The organism is Corynebacterium sp. HMSC05C01 (genome assembly GCF_001807155.1).
Taxonomy (GTDB): Bacteria; Actinomycetota; Actinomycetes; order Mycobacteriales; family Mycobacteriaceae; genus Corynebacterium; species Corynebacterium coyleae.
On record NZ_KV787940.1, the window covers coordinates 1 to 23,455 of the forward strand.

At 63.0% G+C, this 23,455-nt stretch carries 26 protein-coding genes; 8 read left to right on the forward strand and 18 right to left on the reverse strand.

Going from position 1 to position 23,455, the window contains the following annotated elements; translation table 11 throughout:
• Window positions 1–356: 356 nt before the first annotated feature.
• The 5 genes from HMPREF3145_RS11400 to HMPREF3145_RS01485 form a co-directional block, all read right to left on the reverse strand.
• Window positions 357–458 carry a 30S ribosomal protein bS22 gene (locus HMPREF3145_RS11400; protein ID WP_003855542.1) on the reverse strand — a complete coding sequence of 34 codons (102 nt, stop codon included), beginning with the start codon at window positions 456–458 and terminating at the stop codon, window positions 357–359.
• 211 nt (window positions 459–669) lie between these two features.
• Window positions 670–861, reverse strand: coding sequence for a helix-turn-helix domain-containing protein (locus tag HMPREF3145_RS01470; RefSeq protein WP_070421497.1), 192 nt, complete (start codon window positions 859–861; stop codon window positions 670–672).
• 181 nt (window positions 862–1,042) lie between these two features.
• Window positions 1,043–1,855 (reverse strand): pyrroline-5-carboxylate reductase, encoded by an 813-nt coding sequence (gene proC / locus HMPREF3145_RS01475; protein ID WP_070421580.1) that lies wholly within the window; start codon window positions 1,853–1,855, stop codon window positions 1,043–1,045.
• Between the two features lie 11 nt (window positions 1,856–1,866).
• Window positions 1,867–2,697 carry a hypothetical protein gene (locus tag HMPREF3145_RS11765; RefSeq protein ID WP_070421498.1) on the reverse strand — a complete coding sequence of 277 codons (831 nt, stop codon included), beginning with the start codon at window positions 2,695–2,697 and terminating at the stop codon, window positions 1,867–1,869.
• The gene (locus tag HMPREF3145_RS01485) at window positions 2,698–3,651 is read right to left on the reverse strand and encodes a Ppx/GppA family phosphatase (protein WP_070421581.1); all 954 of its coding nucleotides are present in this window, start codon (window positions 3,649–3,651) and stop codon (window positions 2,698–2,700) included.
• 33 nt (window positions 3,652–3,684) lie between these two features.
• Between HMPREF3145_RS01485 and HMPREF3145_RS01490 the strand changes: the two genes are divergently transcribed.
• A complete protein-coding gene (locus HMPREF3145_RS01490) occupies window positions 3,685–4,584 on the forward strand; it encodes a DUF3109 family protein (RefSeq protein ID WP_070421499.1) in 900 nt (299 codons plus the stop codon).
• On the opposite strand, the gene HMPREF3145_RS01495 is transcribed toward HMPREF3145_RS01490, so the two are convergent.
• Genes HMPREF3145_RS01495 through HMPREF3145_RS01505 form a run of 3 tightly spaced genes read right to left on the reverse strand, consistent with a single transcriptional unit; the run spans window position 4,566 to window position 7,193 of the window.
• Window positions 4,566–5,255, reverse strand: coding sequence for a response regulator transcription factor (locus HMPREF3145_RS01495; protein WP_070421500.1), 690 nt, complete (start codon window positions 5,253–5,255; stop codon window positions 4,566–4,568). The genes HMPREF3145_RS01490 and HMPREF3145_RS01495 overlap by 19 nt on opposite strands.
• The gene (locus HMPREF3145_RS01500) at window positions 5,252–6,436 is read right to left on the reverse strand and encodes a sensor histidine kinase (protein WP_070421501.1); all 1,185 of its coding nucleotides are present in this window, start codon (window positions 6,434–6,436) and stop codon (window positions 5,252–5,254) included. Before HMPREF3145_RS01500 ends, HMPREF3145_RS01495 begins: the two co-directional genes overlap by 4 nt.
• A 10-nt stretch (window positions 6,437–6,446) precedes the next feature.
• Window positions 6,447–7,193, reverse strand: coding sequence for a phosphoglyceromutase (locus HMPREF3145_RS01505; protein ID WP_070421582.1), 747 nt, complete (start codon window positions 7,191–7,193; stop codon window positions 6,447–6,449).
• A 40-nt stretch (window positions 7,194–7,233) separates the two neighbouring features.
• Between HMPREF3145_RS01505 and HMPREF3145_RS01510 the strand changes: the two genes are divergently transcribed.
• The gene (locus HMPREF3145_RS01510; protein WP_141740778.1) at window positions 7,234–8,334 is read left to right on the forward strand and encodes a chymotrypsin family serine protease; all 1,101 of its coding nucleotides are present in this window, start codon (window positions 7,234–7,236) and stop codon (window positions 8,332–8,334) included.
• Here HMPREF3145_RS01510 and mshA read toward each other — a convergent pair.
• Window positions 8,331–9,593, reverse strand: a complete 1,263-nt coding sequence (gene mshA, locus HMPREF3145_RS01515; protein WP_070421503.1) for a D-inositol-3-phosphate glycosyltransferase — start codon at window positions 9,591–9,593, stop codon at window positions 8,331–8,333. The two genes, HMPREF3145_RS01510 and mshA, sit on opposite strands and share 4 nt — an antisense overlap.
• A 33-nt stretch (window positions 9,594–9,626) precedes the next feature.
• Window positions 9,627–9,920 (reverse strand): type II toxin-antitoxin system prevent-host-death family antitoxin, encoded by a 294-nt coding sequence (locus HMPREF3145_RS01520; RefSeq protein ID WP_246815475.1) that lies wholly within the window; start codon window positions 9,918–9,920, stop codon window positions 9,627–9,629.
• A 69-nt stretch (window positions 9,921–9,989) separates the two neighbouring features.
• On the opposite strand from HMPREF3145_RS01520, the gene HMPREF3145_RS01525 reads away from it, so the two are divergent.
• Complete coding sequence (locus tag HMPREF3145_RS01525; RefSeq protein ID WP_070421505.1) at window positions 9,990–10,259, forward strand: type II toxin-antitoxin system RelE family toxin; 270 nt, start codon at window positions 9,990–9,992, stop codon at window positions 10,257–10,259.
• On the opposite strand, the gene HMPREF3145_RS01530 is transcribed toward HMPREF3145_RS01525, so the two are convergent.
• Window positions 10,256–11,251 carry a MinD/ParA family ATP-binding protein gene (locus HMPREF3145_RS01530; protein WP_246815474.1) on the reverse strand — a complete coding sequence of 332 codons (996 nt, stop codon included), beginning with the start codon at window positions 11,249–11,251 and terminating at the stop codon, window positions 10,256–10,258. The two genes, HMPREF3145_RS01525 and HMPREF3145_RS01530, sit on opposite strands and share 4 nt — an antisense overlap.
• 48 nt (window positions 11,252–11,299) lie before the next feature.
• Between HMPREF3145_RS01530 and HMPREF3145_RS01535 the strand changes: the two genes are divergently transcribed.
• Entirely contained in the window at window positions 11,300–13,093 is a 1,794-nt protein-coding gene (locus HMPREF3145_RS01535; protein ID WP_371325688.1) for a long-chain-fatty-acid--CoA ligase, read from the forward strand.
• A gap of 24 nt (window positions 13,094–13,117) precedes the next feature.
• Window positions 13,118–14,839, forward strand: coding sequence for a long-chain-fatty-acid--CoA ligase (locus HMPREF3145_RS01540; protein ID WP_070421586.1), 1,722 nt, complete (start codon window positions 13,118–13,120; stop codon window positions 14,837–14,839).
• Here HMPREF3145_RS01540 and HMPREF3145_RS01545 read toward each other — a convergent pair.
• Window positions 14,836–15,837 (reverse strand): UDP-N-acetylmuramate dehydrogenase, encoded by a 1,002-nt coding sequence (locus tag HMPREF3145_RS01545; protein ID WP_141740779.1) that lies wholly within the window; start codon window positions 15,835–15,837, stop codon window positions 14,836–14,838. The genes HMPREF3145_RS01540 and HMPREF3145_RS01545 overlap by 4 nt on opposite strands.
• A 24-nt stretch (window positions 15,838–15,861) precedes the next feature.
• Between HMPREF3145_RS01545 and HMPREF3145_RS01550 the strand changes: the two genes are divergently transcribed.
• Genes HMPREF3145_RS01550 through HMPREF3145_RS01560 form a run of 3 tightly spaced genes read left to right on the forward strand, consistent with a single transcriptional unit; the run spans window position 15,862 to window position 17,934 of the window.
• Window positions 15,862–16,353 carry a DUF2505 domain-containing protein gene (locus HMPREF3145_RS01550; protein ID WP_070421584.1) on the forward strand — a complete coding sequence of 164 codons (492 nt, stop codon included), beginning with the start codon at window positions 15,862–15,864 and terminating at the stop codon, window positions 16,351–16,353.
• Window positions 16,353–17,165, forward strand: a complete 813-nt coding sequence (locus tag HMPREF3145_RS01555; protein WP_070421507.1) for a class I SAM-dependent methyltransferase — start codon at window positions 16,353–16,355, stop codon at window positions 17,163–17,165. The genes HMPREF3145_RS01550 and HMPREF3145_RS01555 overlap by 1 nt, the downstream gene beginning before the upstream one ends.
• A gap of 10 nt (window positions 17,166–17,175) precedes the next feature.
• Window positions 17,176–17,934, forward strand: coding sequence for an LmeA family phospholipid-binding protein (locus HMPREF3145_RS01560; RefSeq protein WP_070421508.1), 759 nt, complete (start codon window positions 17,176–17,178; stop codon window positions 17,932–17,934).
• A 39-nt stretch (window positions 17,935–17,973) separates the two neighbouring features.
• On the opposite strand, the gene HMPREF3145_RS01565 is transcribed toward HMPREF3145_RS01560, so the two are convergent.
• From HMPREF3145_RS01565 to HMPREF3145_RS01590, 6 genes are all read right to left on the reverse strand, one after another.
• Window positions 17,974–18,288: a DUF2516 family protein gene (locus tag HMPREF3145_RS01565; RefSeq protein WP_083279324.1), complete on the reverse strand. Its 315-nt coding sequence runs from the start codon at window positions 18,286–18,288 to the stop codon at window positions 17,974–17,976.
• Window positions 18,289–18,299: 11 nt separating this feature from the next.
• Window positions 18,300–18,803 carry a CGLAU_01105 family protein gene (locus HMPREF3145_RS01570; RefSeq protein WP_070421509.1) on the reverse strand — a complete coding sequence of 168 codons (504 nt, stop codon included), beginning with the start codon at window positions 18,801–18,803 and terminating at the stop codon, window positions 18,300–18,302.
• A 15-nt stretch (window positions 18,804–18,818) separates the two neighbouring features.
• Window positions 18,819–20,096, reverse strand: a complete 1,278-nt coding sequence (locus tag HMPREF3145_RS01575) for a DUF445 domain-containing protein (protein WP_246817460.1) — start codon at window positions 20,094–20,096, stop codon at window positions 18,819–18,821.
• 84 nt (window positions 20,097–20,180) lie between these two features.
• A complete protein-coding gene (locus HMPREF3145_RS01580; protein ID WP_070421511.1) occupies window positions 20,181–20,549 on the reverse strand; it encodes a hypothetical protein in 369 nt (122 codons plus the stop codon).
• Window positions 20,550–20,615: 66 nt separating this feature from the next.
• Window positions 20,616–21,365, reverse strand: a complete 750-nt coding sequence (locus HMPREF3145_RS01585; protein ID WP_070421512.1) for a succinate dehydrogenase/fumarate reductase iron-sulfur subunit — start codon at window positions 21,363–21,365, stop codon at window positions 20,616–20,618.
• Entirely contained in the window at window positions 21,365–23,437 is a 2,073-nt protein-coding gene (locus HMPREF3145_RS01590) for a fumarate reductase/succinate dehydrogenase flavoprotein subunit (RefSeq protein WP_070421513.1), read from the reverse strand. Before HMPREF3145_RS01590 ends, HMPREF3145_RS01585 begins: the two co-directional genes overlap by 1 nt.
• Window positions 23,438–23,455 lie beyond the last annotated feature (18 nt).

Below are 23,455 nucleotides of genomic sequence, written 5' to 3' on the forward strand. Positions count from 1 at the left end.
CGCCATAACAGGCCTCAAGACACGAAAACACTGTGTTTCAACCCCACGAACACACCAGTCCACCACCCCAACGCTCATCGTCTAGCACCCCGAAACACCAGCTAGACGATCAGCCCCATAACGACAAACAACCCCAACACCACCAGGGCAAACACAGAGGCCAAAACGAGACCGTCTAGCAGCATCACAAGCCCAGCTAGACGATCAGCCCACAGACCAGGAGAACACCACCCCACCATCCGCCCCAACCCCAATCCGACGCCATATATAGGGACACACCCACAGCCCACCATCCACCCCACCCGGGACAAACAAAAAGCCCGCCTCCACGAATACGGAGGCGGGCGGCGCTTGGCTTACTTGCCGAGCTTACGACGCTGCACACGAGTGCGGCGGAGCATCTTGCGGTGCTTCTTCTTCGACATACGCTTGCGGCGCTTCTTAATAACTGAACCCATAAGGCTTCCTCTTTTCTAACGTTGCTTCGTACGTACGTGGTCGGCACGACCGCTTGCGCGGAACAGTGGGAGGTGCACACTCCCACAGGTTGTGGCCAACCTGAACACGCCAAGCATACAGGCGTGCAGACCAGCAGCCAAAAACCGAAAACGCCCGTTCCCCCACTGAAATCAGGTGGGAACGGGCGTTTCGTAGGGGTCTGGAGTGGTTTTACCCCACGTCGTAGACGGAGGACTCCAGGTATTCGTTCACCGCGTTTTCGTTGACACGGAACGAACGGCCTACGCGGACGGCAGGCAGTTCGCCGGAGTGAACGAGGCGGTAGACGGTCATCTTGGAGACGCGCATAATCTCCGCGACTTCGGCGACCGTCAGGAACTTTCCTTTATCTTCATTAACCACTTAATTCTTACCTCTCGGCACGCAAACGCGCTGCAGGCTTCCCCTCCCGCAGGACGAACACGCACGTGCTCCAACCACCCTAACGTGAAACATGGGTTGAGTGCGACTTAAGGGAGAGAATTTTTTCAGAGTGCAGGTAGTGAACACACAGCATCAGTTGTGACGGGTGTGACTACCGGGGTTATTCCTCGCCAAGTTCCTTCGACCGGCGCGCACAGGCCTCCATCGCGCGGTAGAACGCACCACGCAGACCGGACTCCTCCAACTCGCGGATCGCACGCGCGGTTGTGCCTGCCGGGGACGAAACGTTGGCACGCAACTGCACGGGCCCATCCTCGCCTTCCAGCATCGCGCCTGCACCGGCCGCGGTGGCCTTAGCCAGACGCTCCGCAAGGTCGCGCGGCAGGCCGAGGGACACGCCCGCGTCCACCATCGCTTCGGTGACAAGGAAGAAGTACGCAGGGCCGGAGCCGGACACTGCGGTCACTGCGTCGATCTGCGGTTCGGTGACGGTGACAACCTCGCCGGCGGCGGCGAGCAGTTCATCGACGGTCTGCCGCTGCTCGTCGTCAACGAAACGCCCGTAGGTCACCGCAAGCACGCCCTTACCGACGAGCATGGGCGTATTCGGCATAACGCGCGCGATCGGGGCGCCTGCGAGCGCCACTGCCTCTTCCATCGCTGCCAGCGTGATACCTGCTGCCATGGAGACCAGGACCGGGGTGTTGTCGGCGTCGCCAAAGCCTTCGCCAATTTCGGCGATGACGTCGAGGATGCCCGCGGGTTTCACGCACAGGAACACGACGTCGGCGTGCTGTACGGCTTCGTGGTTGTCGTTGGTGGTGCGCACGCCGTAGCGCTCACGCAATACTTCGCTGCGTTGCGACGACCTATTCGTCGCCGTGATCTTCTCCGGGTCGTAACCGGACTGGATCAGACCCGACAGGAGCGCTTCGCCGATATTTCCGGCGCCAATAATTGCGATGTTTGCCATGGTTGCCATGTTTAGATCAACGCGGGCCCAAATGCCATAACTGCTGCAGCGATACCTGCAAGCGCCATGTTCAGACCATCACGTCCGGTGCGCATCGCACGCACACCGAAAACCACGCCGACCACTGCGACGATGCCAAGCAGCACCGCAACAACTGGGATGACGTGCGCCCACAGCCACTTGAATGCCAGGAACCCAAGCACACCCAGCAGCACGCCCAGGCCAACGAGCAGCACCATCAGAATCGGGTTGATGGAGGCGTCCTCGACTTCGATGTCGCGGACGTCCTCATCAGGCAGGTCGTTCTCGAACAGGTCGAGCTCCGCATCCTGCTTATCGACGACTACCTCATCTACCGGCTTCTCCTCCGACTGAGGAGCCGCCACAGCAGCCGCAGCTGCCGCAGGCGCCGCCGGTGCCGTGGCCTGTGCTGCAGGCTTCTCCGCAGGCTTAGCAGCAGGTTTCTCTGCCGGCTTTCCTGCCGGCTTGGCAGCGCCTTCGCGCACGACCGGAATGACGTGGGTGTCGTCCTCGGCAGGCGGAGCCTGAGTCGGCTTCGCCTTGGCCACTGCCTCTTCAGGCTTCTCCTGCTTGGCAGGCTTCTCCGCAGGCTTCTCCTGCTTGGGGGTCTTTGCCGGTTCGGCGGGGGCGTCGATAGGCACGCTCGAGTGCTTCGCCTCGACAGGCTTGACGTTGACCTTCTTAAAGGAGTCGGTGAGCTCGGCGACCGAAACGCCACCGTCTTCGAGGCTGCGGCGGCGCCGGGGGCGTCGTGTGGCCGAAGGGTTTTCCTTCTCGGCGCGCGCGAGGAGCTCGGCTACCGTGAGCTGCTTGTCGGCCATTTACTCGTCGTCTCCTTTATCGGCATTCAAACCGCCCTGGTCGATGCGTTTCAGAATCACGCCTTCACGCAAGGCCCACGGGCAGATCTCCAACTTATCAATATTTAGTGCGCGCATTGCAGCCTCGGCAACGAGGGCACCGGCGACGATCTGGTGGGATCGGTCCGCATTGATGCCTTCGAGCTCCGCACGGTCCGCTGCTGTCATGCGTGAAATGAACGCGATGAGCTGGCGCAGACCGGGTGCGGTGAGGGTGCGCTGCACGAACGGACCTGCCGACGATGGTGCTGCACCGGTAAGGCGGGCAAGGGAGCGGAACGTCTTCGACGTACCCACCGCCAGGCCTACCTCGCCGAGTGCTTTAAATTCTTCGGCGGGGCCGGCGAGTTCCGCGTCGATGTAGTCGCGCAGCATGTTGATCTTCTTACGCTCTGGCGGGTCGGTGTCGAACCACTCGTGGGTCAGACGGCCAGCGCCGAGGTCCAGCGACACTGCCAGGTCCGGCATTTCTTCGGTGCCTGAGGAAATCTCGAGCGAGCCACCGCCGATGTCCAGGTTGGTGATGCGGCCGGCGGACCAGCCGTGCCAGCGGCGGGCGGCGAGGAAGGTCAGGCGTGCTTCCTCTTCGCCGGAGAGGATCTCTAGGTCCACGCCGGTTTTCTTCTTCACCTGCTTCAGCACGTCCTCGGAGTTCGTCGCGGAGCGTACTGCCGAGGTGGCGAAGGCAAGGACCTCTTTGCACTTGAGATTGTTGGAGAGGTCGGCTGCTTCCTGGCAGGCGTCGACAAGTTTGTCGATGCCTTTTTGTTCGATGTTGCCTTTCTTATCCAGCAACTCGACAAGCCGCAGCGGCTGCTTCCAGTCACTCATCGGGGTGGGGCGTCCGCCACCGTATGCATCGACCGCCACAAGATGGACGGTGTTGCTTCCGACGTCTAATACACCTAATCGCACCACCTCAGCGTAACGGGTCTACGGTGTGCAAGTGTGAATCAACCAGCCCCGAATCCTGTTTTTCTTGGCTTTCCGGCAGATTCCCCGGCAGGTCGCTCCATTGCGGCAGGCAGGGAAACGGCCCAGGAATTCCCGCGCGAATGGTTTGAGTTTGTCCACCCGGAGGACCCTGACCACACGTTTTCGCTAGATCTGACCTGGCTCGAGTCCACCTGGTCATGCCGCTTTGGCACGTCACAGTGCCTGGGTATCGACGAATCCAACCAGGCGGTCGGCTGCTGCATCCACGGCGCATACATTGCCGACGAAGAAGACCGCGACACCGTATATAACTCCGTTGCGTTGATGCCGGCGAAGTACTGGCAGTTGCGTCCGGCCGACACGGATGAGTTCTTCAAGGCCGACGACCCCACGTGGCTCGAGCCGTGGCTGGAGTGGGACGACAGTGACGAAGAGGACGACGGCCCACACATCAAGACGAAGGTGGTCGACGGCGCTTGCATCTTTGCTAACCGCCCCGGCCACCCGACCGGTGCGGGCTGTGCGCTGCACCAGTGGGCGATGGCGGAAGGCCACAACATCGTTGGCACTAAGCCGGAAGTGTGCTGGCAGGTGCCGTTTTCCCGCGAGGATGAATGGCAAGAGCGTAGCGACGGCCACGAGATCCTGCGCACCACCATCGGTGAGTACGACCGCCGCCAATGGGGCGACGGCGGCGAGGACTTCGACTGGTGGTGCACCGCCTCACCGCAGTGCCACACCCCGAACAACGGCAGCCTCAAGCCGATTTGGCAGTCCATGAAGGACGAGTTGATTGCGCTGATTGGTGAGGTCCCGTATGCGATCGTCGCAAAGCATTGCGAGGCTCGCGCGAACCTGCCGCGGGAGGCGAAAGCCACCCACCCCGCGACGGATCAGGCCTCGAACTTGTAACCCAGGCCGCGCACGGTAACCAGCTGGGTGGGGCGCTTCGGCTCAGCCTCGATCTTGGAACGCAACCGCTTGACGTGCACGTCCAGGGTCTTGGTGTCGCCCACGTAATCGGCGCCCCAGATGCGGTCGATCAACTGGCCGCGGGTGAGCACGCGGCCGGCGTTGCGCATGAGGTACTCGAGCAGGTCGAACTCTTTGAGCGGCATAGGCACCGGCTGGCCGTCCACGAGCACCGTGTGACGGTCGATGTCCATGACCACCCGGCCGCCCTTCAGCAGCTGGTCGTCGGCCTCCTCCACACTTTCCGCCTCCGGACCGCGGCGCAGCACCGCGCGGATGCGGGCGACGAGTTCGCGGGTGGAGTACGGCTTGGTCACGTAGTCGTCCGCCCCCAGCTCCAGGCCGACAACCTTATCGATCTCACTGTCACGCGCCGTGACCATAATGATCGGCACCGACGACTCCGCACGCAGCTTTCGGCACACCTCCGTGCCGCTCATCCCTGGCAGCATGAGATCCAGCAGAACCAGATCGATGTCTTCAGAGTCGAAGAGCTGCAGCGCCGTCGGACCGTCCGGCGCGATCTTGGTCTCAAACCCTTCCTTGCCCAGCAAAAACGCGAGCGGGTCCGATAAGTTCTCTTCGTCCTCGACGATAAGGATGGTCGTCACTGCTGCTCAAGTTCCTTTCTGCCAGCAGAGGCGTGAACAGTTTCCGGGTCAAAGATCGGCAACTCAATGGTGAACGTTGAGCCGGTGCCGGGCCTGGACCACACGGTTATGTTACCGCCATGGTTGGCAACCACGTGCTTGACAATCGCCAGTCCCAGGCCAGTGCCACCTGTCGAGCGAGAACGGGCCTTATCCACCCGGTAGAACCGCTCAAACACGCGTTTTTGGTCCTCGGGCGCAATGCCGATGCCGCGGTCCGTGACACGGATCAGCACCGCTTTGTCGCGCACCGTTTTCTGTGTGATGCTCACCGGCTGCCCATCCGGCGAGTAGTTGATCGCGTTGGATATCAGGTTGGCCACCGCCACTGTGAGCATCGACTTGTCGCCGAGCACGTACAGCCCAGTGGGGGCGCCACGGTTGATCTCAATCTTGCGGTTTTCGGCGGTGACGTGGTTGCGGATGACGGCTTCGTCGATGATGTCGTCGACACGCACTGGCGCCATGTCGGGCAGCGCTTCCGCGCCTTGCAACTTCGACAGCGCAATCAGGTCCGTGATCATCTCCCCCATGCGGTGCGCTTCCTTGTGCAGTTTCCCGCCGAAGTATTCGACCATCTCCGGGTCAGTCGGATCCTGCAGAAGCGCCTCCGCCAGCAGCGACATGCCACCGACGGGGGTTTTGAGCTCGTGCGAGACATTTGCGACGAAATCACGCCGCGCGTGCTCCATCCGCACATTCTCAGACTCGTCGGAGCCGTAAATGATCACCGACGAGTTATCCGTCAGCGTCAACGGAGCAACTACCGCGCGCACGTTACGGATGCGGTTACCGGTGGTGCGCTGTGGCATCTCCATGTCGATGACACGTTGCTCCGCATCGTCCATCACCTGCTCCGCAACATCGAATACGCGGGGGTTGACGGTGCCGTCGTGCACAAGCGACATATCGTGAGCACGCGCGTTGGACAGTTGCACCTTGCCATTTCTTCCAACGACGACGATGCCGGTGGGCGATCCCTGTGTCACCAGGTGCAACATATCGCTGACAGTGCTCACGCCTGTGTGTTCATCGTGGTCGTCCGCGCTGTTTCGGGCATGCCAACGCAACGCCCGCTGCCCGAGGTGGACAGCGGGGACGGCGACGAGCGCGCCGAGAATAAACGCAAGAACTGGCGACACAGCCTAAGCGCTACTTCTTGCCCTGGTTCGCCACAGCGGCAGCGCCTGCAGCGGCAGCCTCCGGGTCGAGGTAGGTACCGCCCGGGTTGAGCACCTTGCCGCGCTCGCCGATTTCGTACAGCAGCGGCATGCCGGTCGGGATGTTCAGCGCCGCAATGTCCTCGTCGGAAATGCCGTCGAGGTACTTCACCAGCGCACGCAGAGAGTTACCGTGCGCTGCGACCATGACAGTCTTGCCCTGCAGCAGCTGCGGCAAGATTGCCTCCTCGTAGTACGGCAGGAAGCGACGCACAACGTCCTGCAGGCACTCGGTGCGCGGCACCTCCGGCAGGAACGCGTAGCGCGGGTCGTTGGTCTGCGCGTACTCGTTATCGATGTCGATCGCCGGTGGCGGAGTGTCGTAGGAACGACGCCACTCCATGAACTGCTCATCGCCGTACTTGTCGCGGATCTCCGCCTTGTTCAGGCCCTGCAGCTTGCCGTAGTGGCGCTCGTTGAGGCGCCAGTTGCGCACAACCGGGATCCAGTGGCGGTCCGCTGCGTTCAACGCAATGTTGGCGGTGCGGATCGCGCGACGCAGCAGCGAAGTGAACACGATGTCCGGCAGGACACCCTTTTCAACCATGAGCTTGCCGGCGTTGACGGCTTCGCGCTCGCCCTGCTCTGTCAGGTCGACGTCCACCCAGCCGGTGAACTGGTTCGACTTGTTCCACTCACTTTGACCGTGACGTACAAGAATCAACTTTCCGTTACCCATGACTTTAAGCATGCCACGAAAGAGGTTTAGTGTCGTGGGCATGCTCAAGGTTTTTCGCTACGCCGCCGCGGTTGCCGTCGCCGCGGCACTGACCACTGCCCCATCTGCTGCCGCAGCGCCTGCGCTTGCCGCCCCCGGCGCACCCGTGGCCACACTGTTCGAGGGCTCTAATTCGTTTGCTAACACCTCGCGCTGCAGCCAGGGCCCTTCCGGTGTGGTGCGCACCCCTGACGGGCAGACGAAGCGGATCATGATCACCGCCGCGCACTGCTTCGACGTGGACGATAAAACGGTGCGCCCGGAGGTGTACGCGCCGGTACGAAGTGGTGGCGGGGTGCGCTACCCGCACGTGGGCACCATTGATACGCAGCGCAAGAAGTTCGAGCTGGGCAACGGCGAATTGATGGACTTCTACCGCATTATCGACGAGCCCGACTGGGCCATGGTCCGCCTCGACCCAGGCGTTTCTGCCTCCGGCTGGTCCACCTCCCGCGACCAGTGGGGTTCTGCACCTTCCCGGAACGTGGCGATCACCGGGGTGAAGGACTACCGCAGCCTGGGCAACGAGCTGATCAGCTTTGACAACTTTGGCCAGCCCATCTGCAAAGACGGCATGCGCACCGGCCGCTCATGCGGCACCCAGGTGTTTCGTACCCAGAACTTCATCTGGCACGTCGGGTTGAACTACGCCTCGGGTGATTCCGGCGGCATCAACTACGACCCGCGCACGGGCGAGGCCATCGGGTTGACCGTCATCGGATACGGCCCCTTCGGCAACTCCCAGCAGGTCGATCGTGCGCTCGAGTCCGCCTACGGCATCCCCGACGGTCAGGTAAATCAGGCGTTTACTCCTGCTGAGCCGGCGCCGCGCGCGGAGTTTGCGACGCTTCGCGACGAAATCGCCCAACACAACCCAGCCGCCGCCAACAAGCCCGCGCCGGCACCGTCGAAGTTCCACAAACTCACCGGCGCAGTCAACGGTGCCCAGGCTGATGCTGCTCGCCTCGCCGGGGAGGCGCAGCGTCTTCCCCAAGCAGCAGACCCGGTTGCCGCAGCGCAGGAGCTTGCCGGACGTGCGGGTGCCGCAGCCAACCAGCGTGCAGGTGAGATCAGCGCCGCCGTGAACGCGATCATCCGCTAGTTGCCGCCGGGGATCCGGGGAGCCTCACAGGGGTCGTAACCGTCGAGCGCTTGCTTATAGACGCCCGCGAGCTGGTCTGCCGACGCCGCCCAGCTAAACCGGGCCGCGTGGCGGACGGCGGATTCGCCCATGTGGATGCGCGTGGAGTCGTCGATAAGCAACCGCTCCAGTGCATCCGCCCACTCGTTGGTGTCGTGACTGCCCACCAGCAGGCCGGTCTCCCCGTCACACACCGCGATCGGGAGCCCGCCGACCTTCGCCGCCACCACCGGCGTACCTGTGGCCTGCGCTTCCACGGCGACCAGGCCGAAGCTTTCGTTGTAACTCGGCACCGCGACGACGTCCGCTGCTTGGTAGATGCTGACGAGTTCTTCAGGCGGACGCGGGCCAAGGAAACGCACGGTGGCACCCAGCGCCTCCTCGTCCGCGATCGCACGGTAGTGCTCCACCGACGAACCGGACCCGCTCGCCCCACCACAGATGATCACGCGCAACGGACCTTCGACGCTGCCGCGGCGCACGACCTCCCCCATCGCACGCAACAACACCTGCGGGCCCTTGAAATCCTGCAGCCTGCCGACGAACGCAACCACCTTCGCGTGCAACGGAATGCCCAGGTGGCGGCGTGCAAGTTCCGTGTTGCGGTTCGTGCCAGGGGTGAACAGTTCCGTGTCCGCACCAGGGCTGACCACGGAGATCTTCGACGGGTCCACGTCGTAGAAGCGGGCAAGCTCGCTGGTTTCATCCTCGGTGTTGACCACGAGCGTTTCGGCGTTGTCCACGAGTTGCTGCTCACAAATACGGCGCGCCTCCGACTCCGAGCCACCCACACCGTAGGCGTTTTTCACCGCCGCCCACGTATGCCCGGTGTGCACCAGCGGCACCCCAGCAAGGTCGGCGAGCAACCACCCCACCTGGCCGGAGAGCCAGTAGTGGGAATGGATCAGGCCGTAAGAGCGCTCGTCTGCTCGGCAGAACTGCACCACCCCGCCGGCGAACGCAGCGAGTTGGGTCGGCAGGTCTTCTTTCTCCAGCCCCTCATACGGCCCGGCGACGATATTGATCACCCGGTAGCCTGGCTCGACCTCGACGATCTCGCCCTGGCTGGGCCGCGTCGCACGGGTGAACACATCCACCTGCGTGCCCTGGCGGGCCAGTTGGGTCGCAATGTTGTGAACGTAGACGTTCATGCCACCGGCATCACCGATTCCCGGCTGCTCGAGCGGAGAGGTGTGCATTGAAATCATGGCGACGCGCATGCGGGCCAGATTAGCGCGGCGCAAAACCCTGCGTCACTGCGCGTTGGTATGGCTTTGCAAGTCTTCCTCAGCGAGCTGTTTGAGAACCACCTCGAGCGGTGTCCTCGTTCCGTCGTCCTCCTCACGGGCACGGCGTAGCAGTTCGCGGTCAGCGACCTGCTCTAGCTCTTCCAACAGCACCAAGTCTTCAACCGGCACGATAGCTGCAGCAGACTTCCCGTTCCGGGTAATCAACACCCGCTCACCTGCATAATTCGCTCGGTCAACCGTCTCACCTAAGCGATTCCGCAATTCAACAAGCGCAATTGCGTCTTCCGGCGCTTTCACAGTGCACCACCCCTTCATTCATACTGTGTACAGTTGGTACACACTGTACACATTTTCTAGGGGGTGTCAATGAAATACCAAGTCGAGCTCACCAACCAAGCCAGTCGTGACCTCAGAAAAATTCGACGAAGCGACCGAAACACCTTCGAGCGAATTACCGAAGCCTTACAAGCGCTCTCCGCTAATCCATTCCCCGCCGGTTGTGTCCGATTAACCGGCTACGACGATTTCCGAATCCGGGTTGGCGGGTTCCGGATCATCTACTCAGTTCAGCAAAAAGTCGTTCTAGTGGAAGTACTGCGCATCGCGCCGCGTGGCGAGGTCTACAAAGGCCTTTAGTGCGCCGCGTGCCGGTGCCACGCACCGAAGTCCGCCGCCACCGTAGCCGCCAGGTGCTGATAGGACTTCAGGGTTGCCGCGGCCATGCGCTCCAAATCGACGACCGCACCTTCCGCCAGGTGCCTGTCGTACGGGATCGTGTGTACCGCCCGCGTACGCGAGGCGAAGTGTTCGGTAACCTTGCCCATGTCGATGGTCGGCTTGCCCGGTGCGGATGAGGAAATGACCACGACAGCGTTGGCGGCCAACTGGTCGTAGCCGTGGAGGTTGAGCCAGTCGAGGGTCGCGGATGCGGACTGCGCGCCGTCGAGAGCAGGTGAGGTGACCAGCACAAGCGCGTTGGCCAGGTCGAGCACGCCCGCCATCGCGGAGTGCATCAGGCCGGTGCCACAGTCGGTGAGAATGACGTTGTAGTGGTGCTGCAGGATGTCGATGGCGTGGCGGTAGTCGGCTTCCGAAAACGCCTCGGAGACCGCCGGGTCTCGCTCGGAGCCGATCACCTCGAGCCGCGATGCTGCCTGGTTAGTAAAGGCACGGACCTGCGGGTAGCGGTGCGTTTCCGGCGCGTGGAGCAGGTCACGGATGGTGGCCGGTGGCGCGGTTGCTGCGCGTTGGGCAAGTGTGCCCAGGTCCGGGTTGGCGTCGATGGCGATGACGCGATCCCCACGGGTCTGTGCGAACACGCCTCCAAGGCCAACGGTGGTTGTGGTCTTACCGACGCCACCTTTCAGGCTCATCACCGCAATGCGGTAGTCGCCGCGCAGGGGCGCACGGATGGCGTCGATAAGCTGCTGCTCCTCGAGCTCTTTGCGCGAACCGCCCGGGTTGATGCGACCACGAGTGGCGGTGTGGATCATTTTGCGCCAGCCCTGTTTCGGCGGCGATTTCACCGGATCCACCAGGTTGGTTTGATCGAGCACCTCAGGTGGTGTGAGTTCAAGCTCCGGCATGGCAACAGCGTCGCGAAGCGTGGCGTCATGGAACGTGGTCATGAAAAATCCCCCCGTATTTCCCCAAATATGTGATGCGGGCAAGTGTAGATGATCAATTTCTTGCGCGCACCCATTCACAACCTACGCAAGAGTAAGTTATACTCCGCAACACGTTTAGTTACACATGACCATAACCGAGAGGATGCAATGGGCGCCGCAGACACACAGGCCTGGATTGAGCAATACGCCGAATGGACGAACCCGCGTCCCGAAATCGGCACAGACACGCTCGTGAGCTGGTTCAACCGGGCCGTGGCCACCCAACCGCGCAGCGCTGCAACATGGTTCATGGGCAAGGAGCTCACCTACGCTGAGCTCAACGATCACGTCGGCAGCGCGGCAGCCGGCTTGGTCAAACTCGGCGTCCAACCTGGGGACCGCGTTGCGGTTGCACTACCCAACTGCCCGCAGCACGTCATCGCAGTCACAGCAATCCTGCGACTGGGCGCGGTCGTCGTCGAACACAACCCGCTCTACACCGCAGACGAGCTCGAGCCACAGTTCAACGACCACGGAGCGAAGATTGCGATTGTCTTCGACCGTGAAGCGGACACCTTCCTCTCCCTGCGCGGACGCACCCCGCTGGAAACCGTTGTGGCCGTCAACATGATCGACGAAATGCCAACGCACCTCAAGGCATTGCTCGCGCTGCCGATTCCGCCGGTAAAGAAGAAGCGCGCCGAGCTCAGCGCCCCCACCCCAGGGACCATGAACTTCACCGACCTACTGCGGACGCGTTCGCGCACGGTGCACCTGCCACCGATCGAACCGGAAACCACCGCCTTTATCCTCTACACCTCAGGCACCTCCGGGAAACCCAAGGGTGCGCCACTGTCGCACCGCAATATCGTCTCGGTCCTCAAGGCGGGTATCGAGTGGCTGGAGGACTGGGGTGCGGTGCGCGAAAAGGTGCTCGCCGTGCTGCCGATGTTCCACATCTACGGCCTTGCGTTGAACTACGGCCTGCCACTGACGGTCGGCGGGCAGATCGTGCTCGTGCCCGCACCGCAGCCGCAGTTGTACCAGTCGGCGATCCTGAAAACGCGGCCTACGATGCTGCCGGGCGTGCCCACGCTGTACGCCAAAATCATCGAATGGGCGAAGAAAGACAACGTCGACCTTTCCTCGATTCACACGTCGATCTCCGGCGCATCCACCCTGCCTGCAGAGACGATCGAACTGTGGGAAAACACCACGGGCGGGCGCCTCATCGAGGGCTACGGCCTGACGGAAACCTCGCCGATCCTCGCCGGCAACCCCCTCGACGGCACACGTCGTCCGGGCTACATCGGTCTCCCCTTCCCCAATACGGAGATCCGCATCGCTGACCCGGACGACCCCTCTCGCACCATGCCCGACGGCGAGCCAGGCGAGCTGCTCGCCCGTGGCCCGCAGGTCTTCGCAGGCTATTTGAACAACCCGGAGGCGAACGAGAACGCGTTCCACGATGGCTGGTTCCGCACCGGCGACATGGCCGTCATGGAGCCGGACGGCTGGATCAAGTTGGTGGCGCGCATCAAGGAGATGATCATCACCGGTGGCTTCAACGTGTACCCGGACGAGGTGGAGGGCGTACTTCGCCGCCATCCGGATATCGACGACATCGCAGTCGTCGGCCGCCCCCGCGAGGATGGCGCCGAGGACGTTGTCGCGTGCATCACACTTGTCGACGGCGCCGCGCTCGACCCCGAAGGCCTCAAGGCCTACGCCCGCAAGCACCTGACGCGCTACAAGGTGCCGCGCGAGTTCTACCACTTCGAGGAGCTGAACCGGGACCAGACGGGCAAGATTCGTCGCCGTGAGGTTCGCGACACTCTCGTCAGTCTTCTTACCCAACCGTAGGTAGATGGGCGTAGGGTGGTCACCATGACTTCACCCTCCCCAACCAATGGAGACGCCCCCTGGCTGCAGTACTACCCCGAGTGGACCGCCCACTCGCTGGAGTACGGCAACCGCACGCTGAACGATCTTTACGACGACAACCTGGCCGCCAACGGCAACAACACCGCCACCAGGTTCTTCGGCCGCACCCAGACGTTTAGCGAGCTCGACCGCGAGGTGCGCCGCGCCGCCGCAGGTCTGAAAGCCTTCGGCGTTCGCCCGGGTGACCGCGTGGCCATCATGCTGCCGAACTGCCCGCAGCACGTCGCCGCCTTCTTTGCTGTGCAGAAGATCGGCGGTGTTGTCGTCGAGCACAACCCGCTCTACACCGCCCACGAGCTGCGCCCACAATTCAAGAACCACGGCGCCCGTGTGGCAATCGTGTGGGACAAGGCCGCCGACACGCTTGAGCAGCTGCGCGCCGACACTCCGCTGGAAACCGTGGTCAGCGTGAACATGATCAAGGCCATGCCACGCGCCCAGCAGCTCGCGCTGCGCCTGCCGCTGCCAAAGGTGATGGAAGCCCGCGCAGCGCTCACCGGCCCGTGCAGCAACACGGTGCCGTGGGAGTCGTTGACCAGCTCCGCCATCGGTGGGCTGGGCACTGACTTGGAAACCCCAGCAGAGATCACTCCGGAAAGCCCCGCGGTGATCCTGTACACCTCCGGCACGACCGGCGCGCCGAAGGGCGCGGCACTCTCGCACGCAAACCTGGTTGCCAACCCGCTGCAGGGCCAGGCGTGGGTAAAGGAACTCCAAGAGGGCAACCAGCGCATGCTGGCGGCCCTGCCGTTCTTCCACGCCTACGGCCTGACGTTCTCGTTGACGTTGACCATGCTGATCGGCTCAGAACTTGTGCTCCTGCCAGCCCCGCAGATGCCTCTTGTGATGAAGGCCATCAAGAAAACCCCGCCAACATTCATTCCGGGTGTGCCCACCCTGTTCGAGCGCATCCTGCAGGCTGCGGAGAAGAAGAACATCGACCTGTCCCCGGTCCAGATTGGCTTCTCGGGTGCGTCGTCGCTGCCGAAGGAGATTATCGAGGGCTGGGAGCGCGCCACCGGCGGTCGCCTGGTCGAAGGCTACGGCCTGACCGAGACGTCGCCGATCATCGTGGGCAACCCGCAGACCGCGGATCGTCGCCCCGGCTACATTGGCATCCCCTTCCCCGACACCGAGATCCGCATCGTCGACCCGGACAACCCGGACAAGGACATGCCCTACGGCGAGGACGGCGAAATCCTGGCGAAGGGCCCGCAGGTGTTCTCCGGCTACTTCAACAACCCTGAGGCCACCGAGAAGGTCTTCCACAACGGTTGGTTCCGCACCGGCGACATGGGTGTGATGGAGGAGGACGGCTTTATCAAGCTCGTCTCCCGCATCAAGGAGCTCATCATCACCGGCGGGTTCAACGTCTACCCTGCGGAGGTTGAGGAGGTCATCCGCACCCACAAGGACGTCGAGGATGTCGCCGTCGTGGGACGTCCACGCTCCGACGGTTCGGAGGATGTTGTCGCCTGCGTCGTGCTTCGCGACGGCGCCGCCCTCGACCCCGACGGCCTGAAGGACTTCGCCCGCGAGAACCTCACCCGTTACAAGGTGCCGCGCACCTTCTACCACTTCGAGGAGCTGGCCAAGGACCAGATGGGCAAGCTACGCCGCCGCGAGGTCCGCGAGGACCTGCTGTCCAAGCTCGAGCAGCGCTAAAGGCCCACCCAGACCGGCTCGGGGTGCAGCTCAACGCCAAACTGCTTGTCGACGACCCCCTGCACCCTCCGCGCCAACGCCACGATGTCGTCCGCCGTGGCGTTACCCCTGTTCGTCAGGGCGAGGGTGTGCTTGGTGGACAGGCGCGCTGGCGCGTCCTCACCGGGGAATCCGCGGGGGCAGCCGGCGCGCTCGATCAGCCACGCCGCAGACAACTTCTCTTGGCCCTCACCAGCGGCAAAGCGTGGCATGTGGTCTTCGCCGACCTTGGCCTCGATCTCATCCGCCAGCGCGGTGGGCACGACCGGGTTGGTGAAAAACGAGCCCGCGGACCACGTGTCGTGGTCATCCGCGTCGAGAACCATGCCCTTCGCCCGGCGCGTCTCCAGCACGGATGCGCGGGCCTCCGCCAGCGACACACGCTCCCCGCCCAGGTGGCGCAGCGGGATCGACTGGTCGGTCTTCTCCAGCGCCAGCTCGATCTCCAGCACCACGGCACGCGAGGTGAACTTCAGGTTGGAGTAGCGGTACGCCAGGTCGAGGGAATCGGCGGACATCCACTCGTCGGCACCCGTCTCGCGGTTGTAGAGGCGCACGCGGGTCAGCACGTCGGAAATCTCGGAGCCATACGCGCCGACGTTTTGCACCGGGGTCGCACCAGCGGAACCCGGAATGCCCGACAAGGCTTCGATACCACCGAGGCCATGGTCGACGGCAAAGGCAACCACGTCGTCCCAGACGGTGCCGGCTTGGATGCGCAGCGTGGTGTCGTCGATAAGCGAGATGCCCTCGTTGCGCACCAACACAGCAGTCAGATCGAGCGCACCTTCCGCAACAAGCAGGTTGGACCCGCCGCCAACAACAAGCAGCGGCGAACCGGCGCGATCAAGGCGCGCAACGGTCTCGGCGAGTGCTTCGGCGCTGGTGCACTCGATGATCTCGGCCGGCGAACCGCCGACGCGCAACGTGGTCAGAGAGGCAAATGATGGGGTTGACACGCCAACAACGGTAGTCTGTGACCCATGACTGCACGTAGTGAGATCACTGTGACCATCAACCAGCCGATCGAAAAGGTCGCGCAAGCCTACGCCACGCGCGAATACTGGGAGTTCATCGCAGAGAAACTCTCCCCGGAACCGGGCGAGCTCAACGAGTTCGCGGACAACACCGCAACCCTCTTTGAGATTCTGCCGACCTCTATCCTCCCGCCGGCAGCACAGGCGATGGTGTCCCAGGACCTGAAGCTCAAGCGCGTCGTCACCGTAGGCGCGCTCGACGGCGACACCGCCAAGCACACCATGACCGGCGACGTCAAGGGCACCCCGGTGGACCTCGGCGCCGAATACACAGCAACCCGCGACGGCGACAACACCAAGCTTGACTACGAGCTCGAAGCCAAGGTCAACATCCCGTTTATGGGCGCTGCCCTCGAGCCGAAGGTCGCCGAGGCACTCGAGGAGATCGTGGAAAACGAAGCGAAGCTCACCGAGCAGTGGATTAGCGAGAACCTCTAATCCCCCACTATCACAATCTCCGCGCCGATAACCCGGGTGCGGCGGGCAAACCCTACGGGGTGATCACCCGCGGCACGACCGGGTTTAATCGTCTGCGCAGATCTGATCGCTGGACCCGCTTTCATCCGCGGGTCCAGTCCCTGTTGCGCGCCGTGCCCAATCCGCTGGCGGTGGATGTGGGGTACGGCGCCTCGCATGCCACCACCGTCGAATGGGCCGGGTGGCTGCGCCAGATCCGCCCCGACATCGAGGTCGTGGGCTTAGAGATCGACCCGGAGCGCGTCCTGCCGCCCCGCGACGGCGTGCGTTTCGAGCTCGGCGGGTTCGAACTTGCTGGCTACCGCCCCCACCTCGTGCGCGCCTTCAACGTGCTGCGCCAATACGACGTCGACCAAGTCCCCGACGTGTGGGACACCGTCTGCTCACGCCTTGCGCCGGGCGGCCTGTTCGTCGAAGGCACCTGCGATGAGATTGGGCGCCGTTGCGCATGGTTGCTTCTCGACGACACCGGCCCCGTCTCCTTAACCCTCTCCTGGGATCCCTTCCACACCGCAACCCCCTCAGAGGTGGCGGAGCGCCTCCCCAAAGCGCTGATCCACCGCAATGTGCCCGGCGAGGCCATCCACGCATTTCTTACCGACGCCGATACCGCCTGGGAACACGCCGCCGGCTGGGAACCCCACGGCCCGCGCGTGCGCTGGCGCCACGCCCTCGACGACCTGGCCGCAAAATGGCCGATCACGCCCCAGCGGCGCCGCTTTTCCGACAATTCCGTGACCGTCGAGTGGAACGCCATCGCCCCAAGTTCCTAAACTGGCCCGCATGACCAAAGCCTGGAAAGTCACCCTCTCCATCATCGTCGGAGTACTCCTCCTGTTCGCCGTTGCGGAAGGAGGCATCCGCGCGTTCGTGTCCCACCAGGTCACGTCCGAAGCCCCGGAAGGCACCTCGGTGTCCTTCGGCCCAAAGCCAGTCACACTCGGCCTGCTGGGTGGAAAGTTCCCCCACATGAAAATCGACCAGGACTCCACCCTGGTTGTGGACGGCAACACCTTCACCGGCGCGCCCGCCGCCGTCGTGGAGATGGACAACGTCCACATCGCAGGTGGCGACCCGGTCGCCGAAACCCTCCACCTGACCTCCGATCTGCCCACCGACTACGTCCGCGCCATGCTCAACCAGCAGTTGGAGCAGCAGATGGGCGAGGACGCCGGATTCCTGGCCAACTTCATCAACGTCAGCGACGTCACCGCGAACCCCGAGGCCGGAACCTTCACCGTCGAGTTCAGCGGCGGTGTCGCAGGCATCGAACTGCGCCCCTCCATGCGCGACGGCCAACTCGCGCTCGAGGCCGAGAACACCTCGCTGTTCGGCTTCGACCTGCCCGACGGTGTCGCCGACGCCATCAGCGGCGCCCTGTCCAACGGCATGGCCCAGGAAGCCAACAGCACCATGCGTATCGACGACTTCCGCGTCATCGACGGCGGCCTCCAAGTCTCCATGGTGGGCACCGACGTGAACTTCAACGAACTGCAGATGATGCAAGAAAACCCCGCCGGGTTCACGACCCAGCAGGGTTAAGCGGTGCCGCTGCGGCGGCGCTGCGGCGGCGCGGGCGTGCTACCAGCCCGCGTTGCCCTCCAGAATGTTTTTGATCTGGGGGCGGATGTCGAAGTAGTAGATACCGATCGCCACCGCACCAAACCATGCGATGAACGGCAGGCCGAGCATGCACGCCACCGCAGACAGCGCCAGGATGCCAATCCAGGCGCCCTTGGACTGGCGGCCTGCTGCTTCGAACGCGTCGGGGCGGGTCGTCGCCACGAGCCCGGCAGCCACAAGGCCTGCGATGCCGACCGCGAAGAGCATGAGGAAGCTCGCGCGTGACGGGAGCGTCGTGATGAACTGGATCTGCTCAAGAGCCGCGGTATCCATATCCCAACCTTCTAGTTAGCGGTGTTGTTGGAGTCGGTTTCGTCCGTCTCCAGAATCTCGCCGTCGATAATATCGCCGTCACCGGTGGTGTTGGTGAACTGGTCTTGGAGGCGCTCCACCAGGCCGTCGAAACGCGAGCGGATATCGCTCATAACACCCTTGTCGTCGACCCCGTCAAGAGCCTTATCCAGACGCTCGTTGAGCGCAGCGCGCACCTCATTTACCTTCGTAGTCACAGTCTCCTTGAGGTCGTCGGAGATCTGCAGATCACGCTCACGCAGGGAGTTAAAGAGCTTCTCCGCCTCATCGACGAAGTTGTTGGCCACGTTGCGCACGTCGCCCTCCGACGTCGCCGCGTTCAAGTTCGTGCGAGCCTCATCGGACGTGGATTGGAAACGCTCAGAGAGCTCGCCGGCTACCTTGCCCAGCGCCGCACCGAGGGAAGAACCTGCCAGCAGCAGGGCCTCGCCAGCGTCGCGCAGGTTGTTGCGGATCTCGCCATTGTTGTCAGCCATAGTTTTACCTTTCATCTAAAAGAACAAGAGCTGTGTCACAGTGTAAATAACCAAACCGGCCAGTGCACCGACCACAGTGCCGTTCAGACGAATAAACTGCAGGTCACGCCCCACCATCAGCTCGATCTTCTCCGCTGCTTCCTCCCCATCCCAGCGCTCGATCGTCTCCGCGATGATGCCCACGATCTGTTCCGCGCCGTTCTCAGCCGCGTAGTGGGTGATCTTTTCCAGGCGTGCTTCGGCATCGGCGCGGACAGTGGGGTCGTCGCGAAGCTTGGCGCCCCATTCCATCGACGCATCCGCGATCTTCCTGCGCAGCGTGCTCGACGGATCCGAGGCCGCCTCCACCAACGCTGTGGACAACTGCTCCCACATCCCCGCCGACGCCGAACGCACCGCGTTCGACGCCATGATGTCGCCCTTCAACGCCTCCACGCGCGAGATCATCTCCCCATCAAACTGCAGGTCCTGCGCGAAGTCGTTGATCTGTCGGCGCAGCGCCCTGCGCGCCTCGTGCTGCGGGTCCGCGTCCACGTCCGCCATGAACGACACCAACTCGTCGTACACGCGCTGCCCCACGAGGTCTTTGGCGAATTGGGGTGCCCAGCGGGGCATACGTTCGTCGATAAGTGAAACGACCGTGTCCTCCATGCCATTTACTTTGCGACGACCCCACGCCACCATGTCATCCACCACCGGCTCCACCTTGCCATCCGCAATCAACCCCTCCAGCGCACGGCCCAGCGGCGGGCCCCAAATCGGCTCCGCAAAGCGGTCGATCACCTGCGAATCGATGAACCGCTCCGCCTCCTTCGGATCGATGCCCTCAACCATGCGCACCACGAACGTGCCCACCTCTTCGCTGACACGCTCCGCGTTCGCCGGCTGCGCCATCCACGTGCCTACCCGCTCCGGGATGCCCGCATCCATCACCTTCTGCGTAATCGTGCGCGCATTCAGGAAGTTCTCGCTGACAAAGTCGCTCAGCGCCCCCGCAACCTGATCCTTCTTGTTCGGGATGATCGCCGTGTGCGGAATCGGAATCCCCATCGGGTGCTTAAACAACGCCGTCACCGCAAACCAGTCGGCCAGACCACCCACCATGCCGGCCTCCGCCGCAGCACGCACGTAACCAATCCACGCCGCCGTTGCGCCTTGGGATTGCGCCCACGAGCACGCAAGGAAGATCACCGCAGCAACCCCAAGCAAACTTGTCACCGCGATCTTGTGGTTTCGCAGGACGCGGCGCCGCTCCGCCTCATTGGTTGGGCTTGGCATCAACTGATCAGTCATGCCCCCGATTAAAGCAGCCCGGCCGACATGGGCACGAAAAATGCCCCCTCCGCCGAAACGAAGAGGGCAAAAGCGTCCAGCGCGTTAGTTCACGCGGCCAGTGCGCTTGCGGTACTCCTTGTAATCCTTCCGGCCAAGGCCGATGAAGATGAAGGCGAGCACCGTGGTGATCACTGCCTCAGCGACGCCCAGGATGAGCAGACGCTCTGCCAGACCGTGAGTCTGCGAGCCAAAGCCGTAGACCATCGCACCCCAGCCCCACACTGCCAGGCCAACACCGAACAGTGCGGACAGGAGCAGACCCATCGCAACCCAGGTGAAGTTGCGGTTCAGGGACGAGTGCGGCGCACCCAGGGATACCGGATCGTAGCCCTCGATGTACGTGTCCTCGATCCTGCTCTGGTACTCAGGGAAAGACTCGCTGTGGATATCTGCAACTGCATGAGAACCCATGATGATGTTTCCTTCTACTACTGCTGGTTCTACCAGGACTCCAATACCTCGGAGTATACGGCAGATCTAGTCGTCGCCACCCTTGAAGGCAGCACGGGCACGCTCAGCGTTGATCGCACCGACTGCATCAAGCGGGATACCGGCCGGGCAAACATCAGCACACTCGCCGTACAGCGAGCAGTGGCCGAAGTTCGTCTCCAGCTCATCAACCATGTTGCGGGCACGGCGGCCGCGCTCCATCTTGCCCAGCGGCAGCAGCTTCAGGTGCTTGAGCTTCGCGCCAGTGAACAGGTGCGCAGCACCGTTCGGGCAGGCAGCCACACAAGCGCCACAGCCGATGCAGGCCGCGTAGTCAAGCGCGGTCTCTGCGTCCTTGTGGTTCACAGCCAGCGTGTCAGCATCCGGAGCGGTACCGGCGTTGACCGAGACGTAGCCGCCCTGCTGCATGACGCGGTCCAGGGCGGAACGGTCCACAGTCAGGTCCTTGATCACCGGGAATGCACCGGAGCGGAACGGCTCAATCTTGAGCGTGTCGCCGTCGTTGTAGTTAAACAGGCGCTGCAGGCAGGCCGTCGTGTTCTGGCCAGCACCGTGCGGGCGACCGTTGACCAGTACGCCACAGGTGCCGCAAATGCCTTCGCGGCAGTCAGAGGCGAACACGAACGGTTCTTTGCCCTCTTCGACGTAGTTGTTGTTGACGTGGTCGAGCAGCTCCAGGATGGACATCTGCTCCACAGCGTCGTCGACCTGGACGGTCTCGAAGCTGCCCTCAGTGTCAGGACCAGCCTGGCGCCAGATTTCAAGTGTCAGTTTCATTACTTGTAGTTCCTTGCCATCAGCGGGATCGAATCGAAGTACAGGGGTTCAGCGTGGCGGATGAACTGGCCTTCGCCGGCCGGCTCCCACGCGGAGACGAAGCACCAGTTGTCGTCGTCACGCTCTGCCTCGCCGTCATCGGTGAGGTGATCCATACGGTAGTGAGCACCGCAGGACTCGTCGCGGTCAAGAGCGTCGATGCACATGAGCTCGCCGAGGTTGATGTAGTCAACCAGGCGCAGCGCTGCCTCGAGGGTCTGGTTCATGTCATCCGCGGTACCCGGGATGTGAATGTTGGTCCAGAAGTCCTCGCGCAGTGCACGGATCTTACGGATGCCCTCTTCCAGGCCCTCCACGGTACGGGCAACGCCACAGTGCTCGTAGAGGATGTCGCCGAGCTGCTCGTGGAAGTGCTCCGGGCCGTGCGGCTCCGGACCACGGATGGACATGATGCGCGCGATGCGCTCCTCCACCTCAGCAACAACGTCCTTGGCTTCCTGGGAGTCCTCGGAGAGCTTCTCCTCACCGAGGTGGTTTGCCAGGTAGTTCGGGACGGTGAACGGCAGGGTGAACCAGCCGTCGACGGATGCGGACAGCAGCGAGTTAGCACCCAGACGGTTTGCACCGTGGTAGGTCCAGGAGCACTCACCGGCGGCGAACAGGCCGTCGATGGAGGTCATCTCGTTGAAGTCGGTCCACAGGCCGCCCATGGTGAAGTGGACGGTCGGTGCAATACGCATCGGAGCCTTGTACGGGTCGTCGCCAGTGGAGTCCTCGTACATCTCGAACAGGTTCGAGTAACGCTCACGGATGGTGTCCTCGCCGAGGCGCTCAATCGCGTCGGAGAAGTCCAGGTATGCGGAGTTGTGCAGCGGGCCAACACCGTAGCCGGCGTTGAGCTGCTGGGAGATCGCACGGGACGCAACGTCACGCGGCACCAGGTTGCCGAAGGCCGGGTAGCGACGCTCCAGGAAGTAGTCACGCTCGTCTTCCGGAATGGTGTTCGGGTCGCGGTCGTCGCCCTTTTCCTTCGGGGTCCAAATGCGGCCGTCGTTACGCAGCGACTCCGACATCAGCGTGGTCTTTGCCTGCCACTTCGCGTTGACCGGAAGACCAGTCGGGTGGAACTGGACGAAGCACGGGGACGCCAGGTAGGCACCACGCTCGTACGCACGCATCATGGCGGAAGAGTTGGAGTTCTTCGCCAGCGTGGTCTTGTGGTACACGTTGCCGTAACCGCCCGTAGCCAGGATGACTGCGTGGCCGGTGAACGGCGTGATCTCACCGTTGATCAGGTTACGGGTCACAATGCCGGAGCAGTGCTTCTTGCCGTCCTTCTGGGTGATGATCAGATCCATCAGGTCGTGGTGAGTGAAGATCTCAACGTTGCCCAGGTGGATCTGGCGCTGCAGAGCCGAAGCGGTGGACAGCTGCAGCTGCTGGCCTGTTTGGCCACGGGTGTAGTAGGTACGGGAGACCTGCACACCACCGAACGAACGGGTGGCCAGGGTGCCGCCGTACTCACGAGCGAACGGAGCGCCAATGGCGTTCATGTGGTCGATCACGCGGACCGACTCGACAGCCAGGCGCCAGCAGTCGGACTCGCGGCAGCGGTAGTCGCCGCCCTTCACGGTGTCCTTGACGTGGCGGTAAGCACCGTCGTTATCCACCTTCTTGCCGCGGGCGGAGTTGACGCCACCCTGTGCAGCAATGGAGTGCGCACGACGCGGAGCATCGTGGTAGGTGAAGGACTTGACGTTGTAGCCGAGCTCGCCAAGTGCCGCAGCAGCTGCGCCACCGGACAGGCCGGTACCAACAACGAGGACGGTGAACTTACGACGGTTCAGCGGCGACACCAGGTTCATGTGGTCCTTCTGGAACTCCCACATGTCCTTCATGCGCACTTCGTCGCGGTTTGGCTCGTTGGACTGCAGGATCTCACCCGGGGTGACACCAGCAGCAGCCGACTCCGGCTGACGGAACGCCTGGGCCTGGGCCTGGCCAGCAGCCGGCGTCTCGGTGGAGGCCTGCTCGCCGTGCGAACCCTGATTCGAGGAAATAGAGGTAGTCATATTGTTTCTCCTATTTGG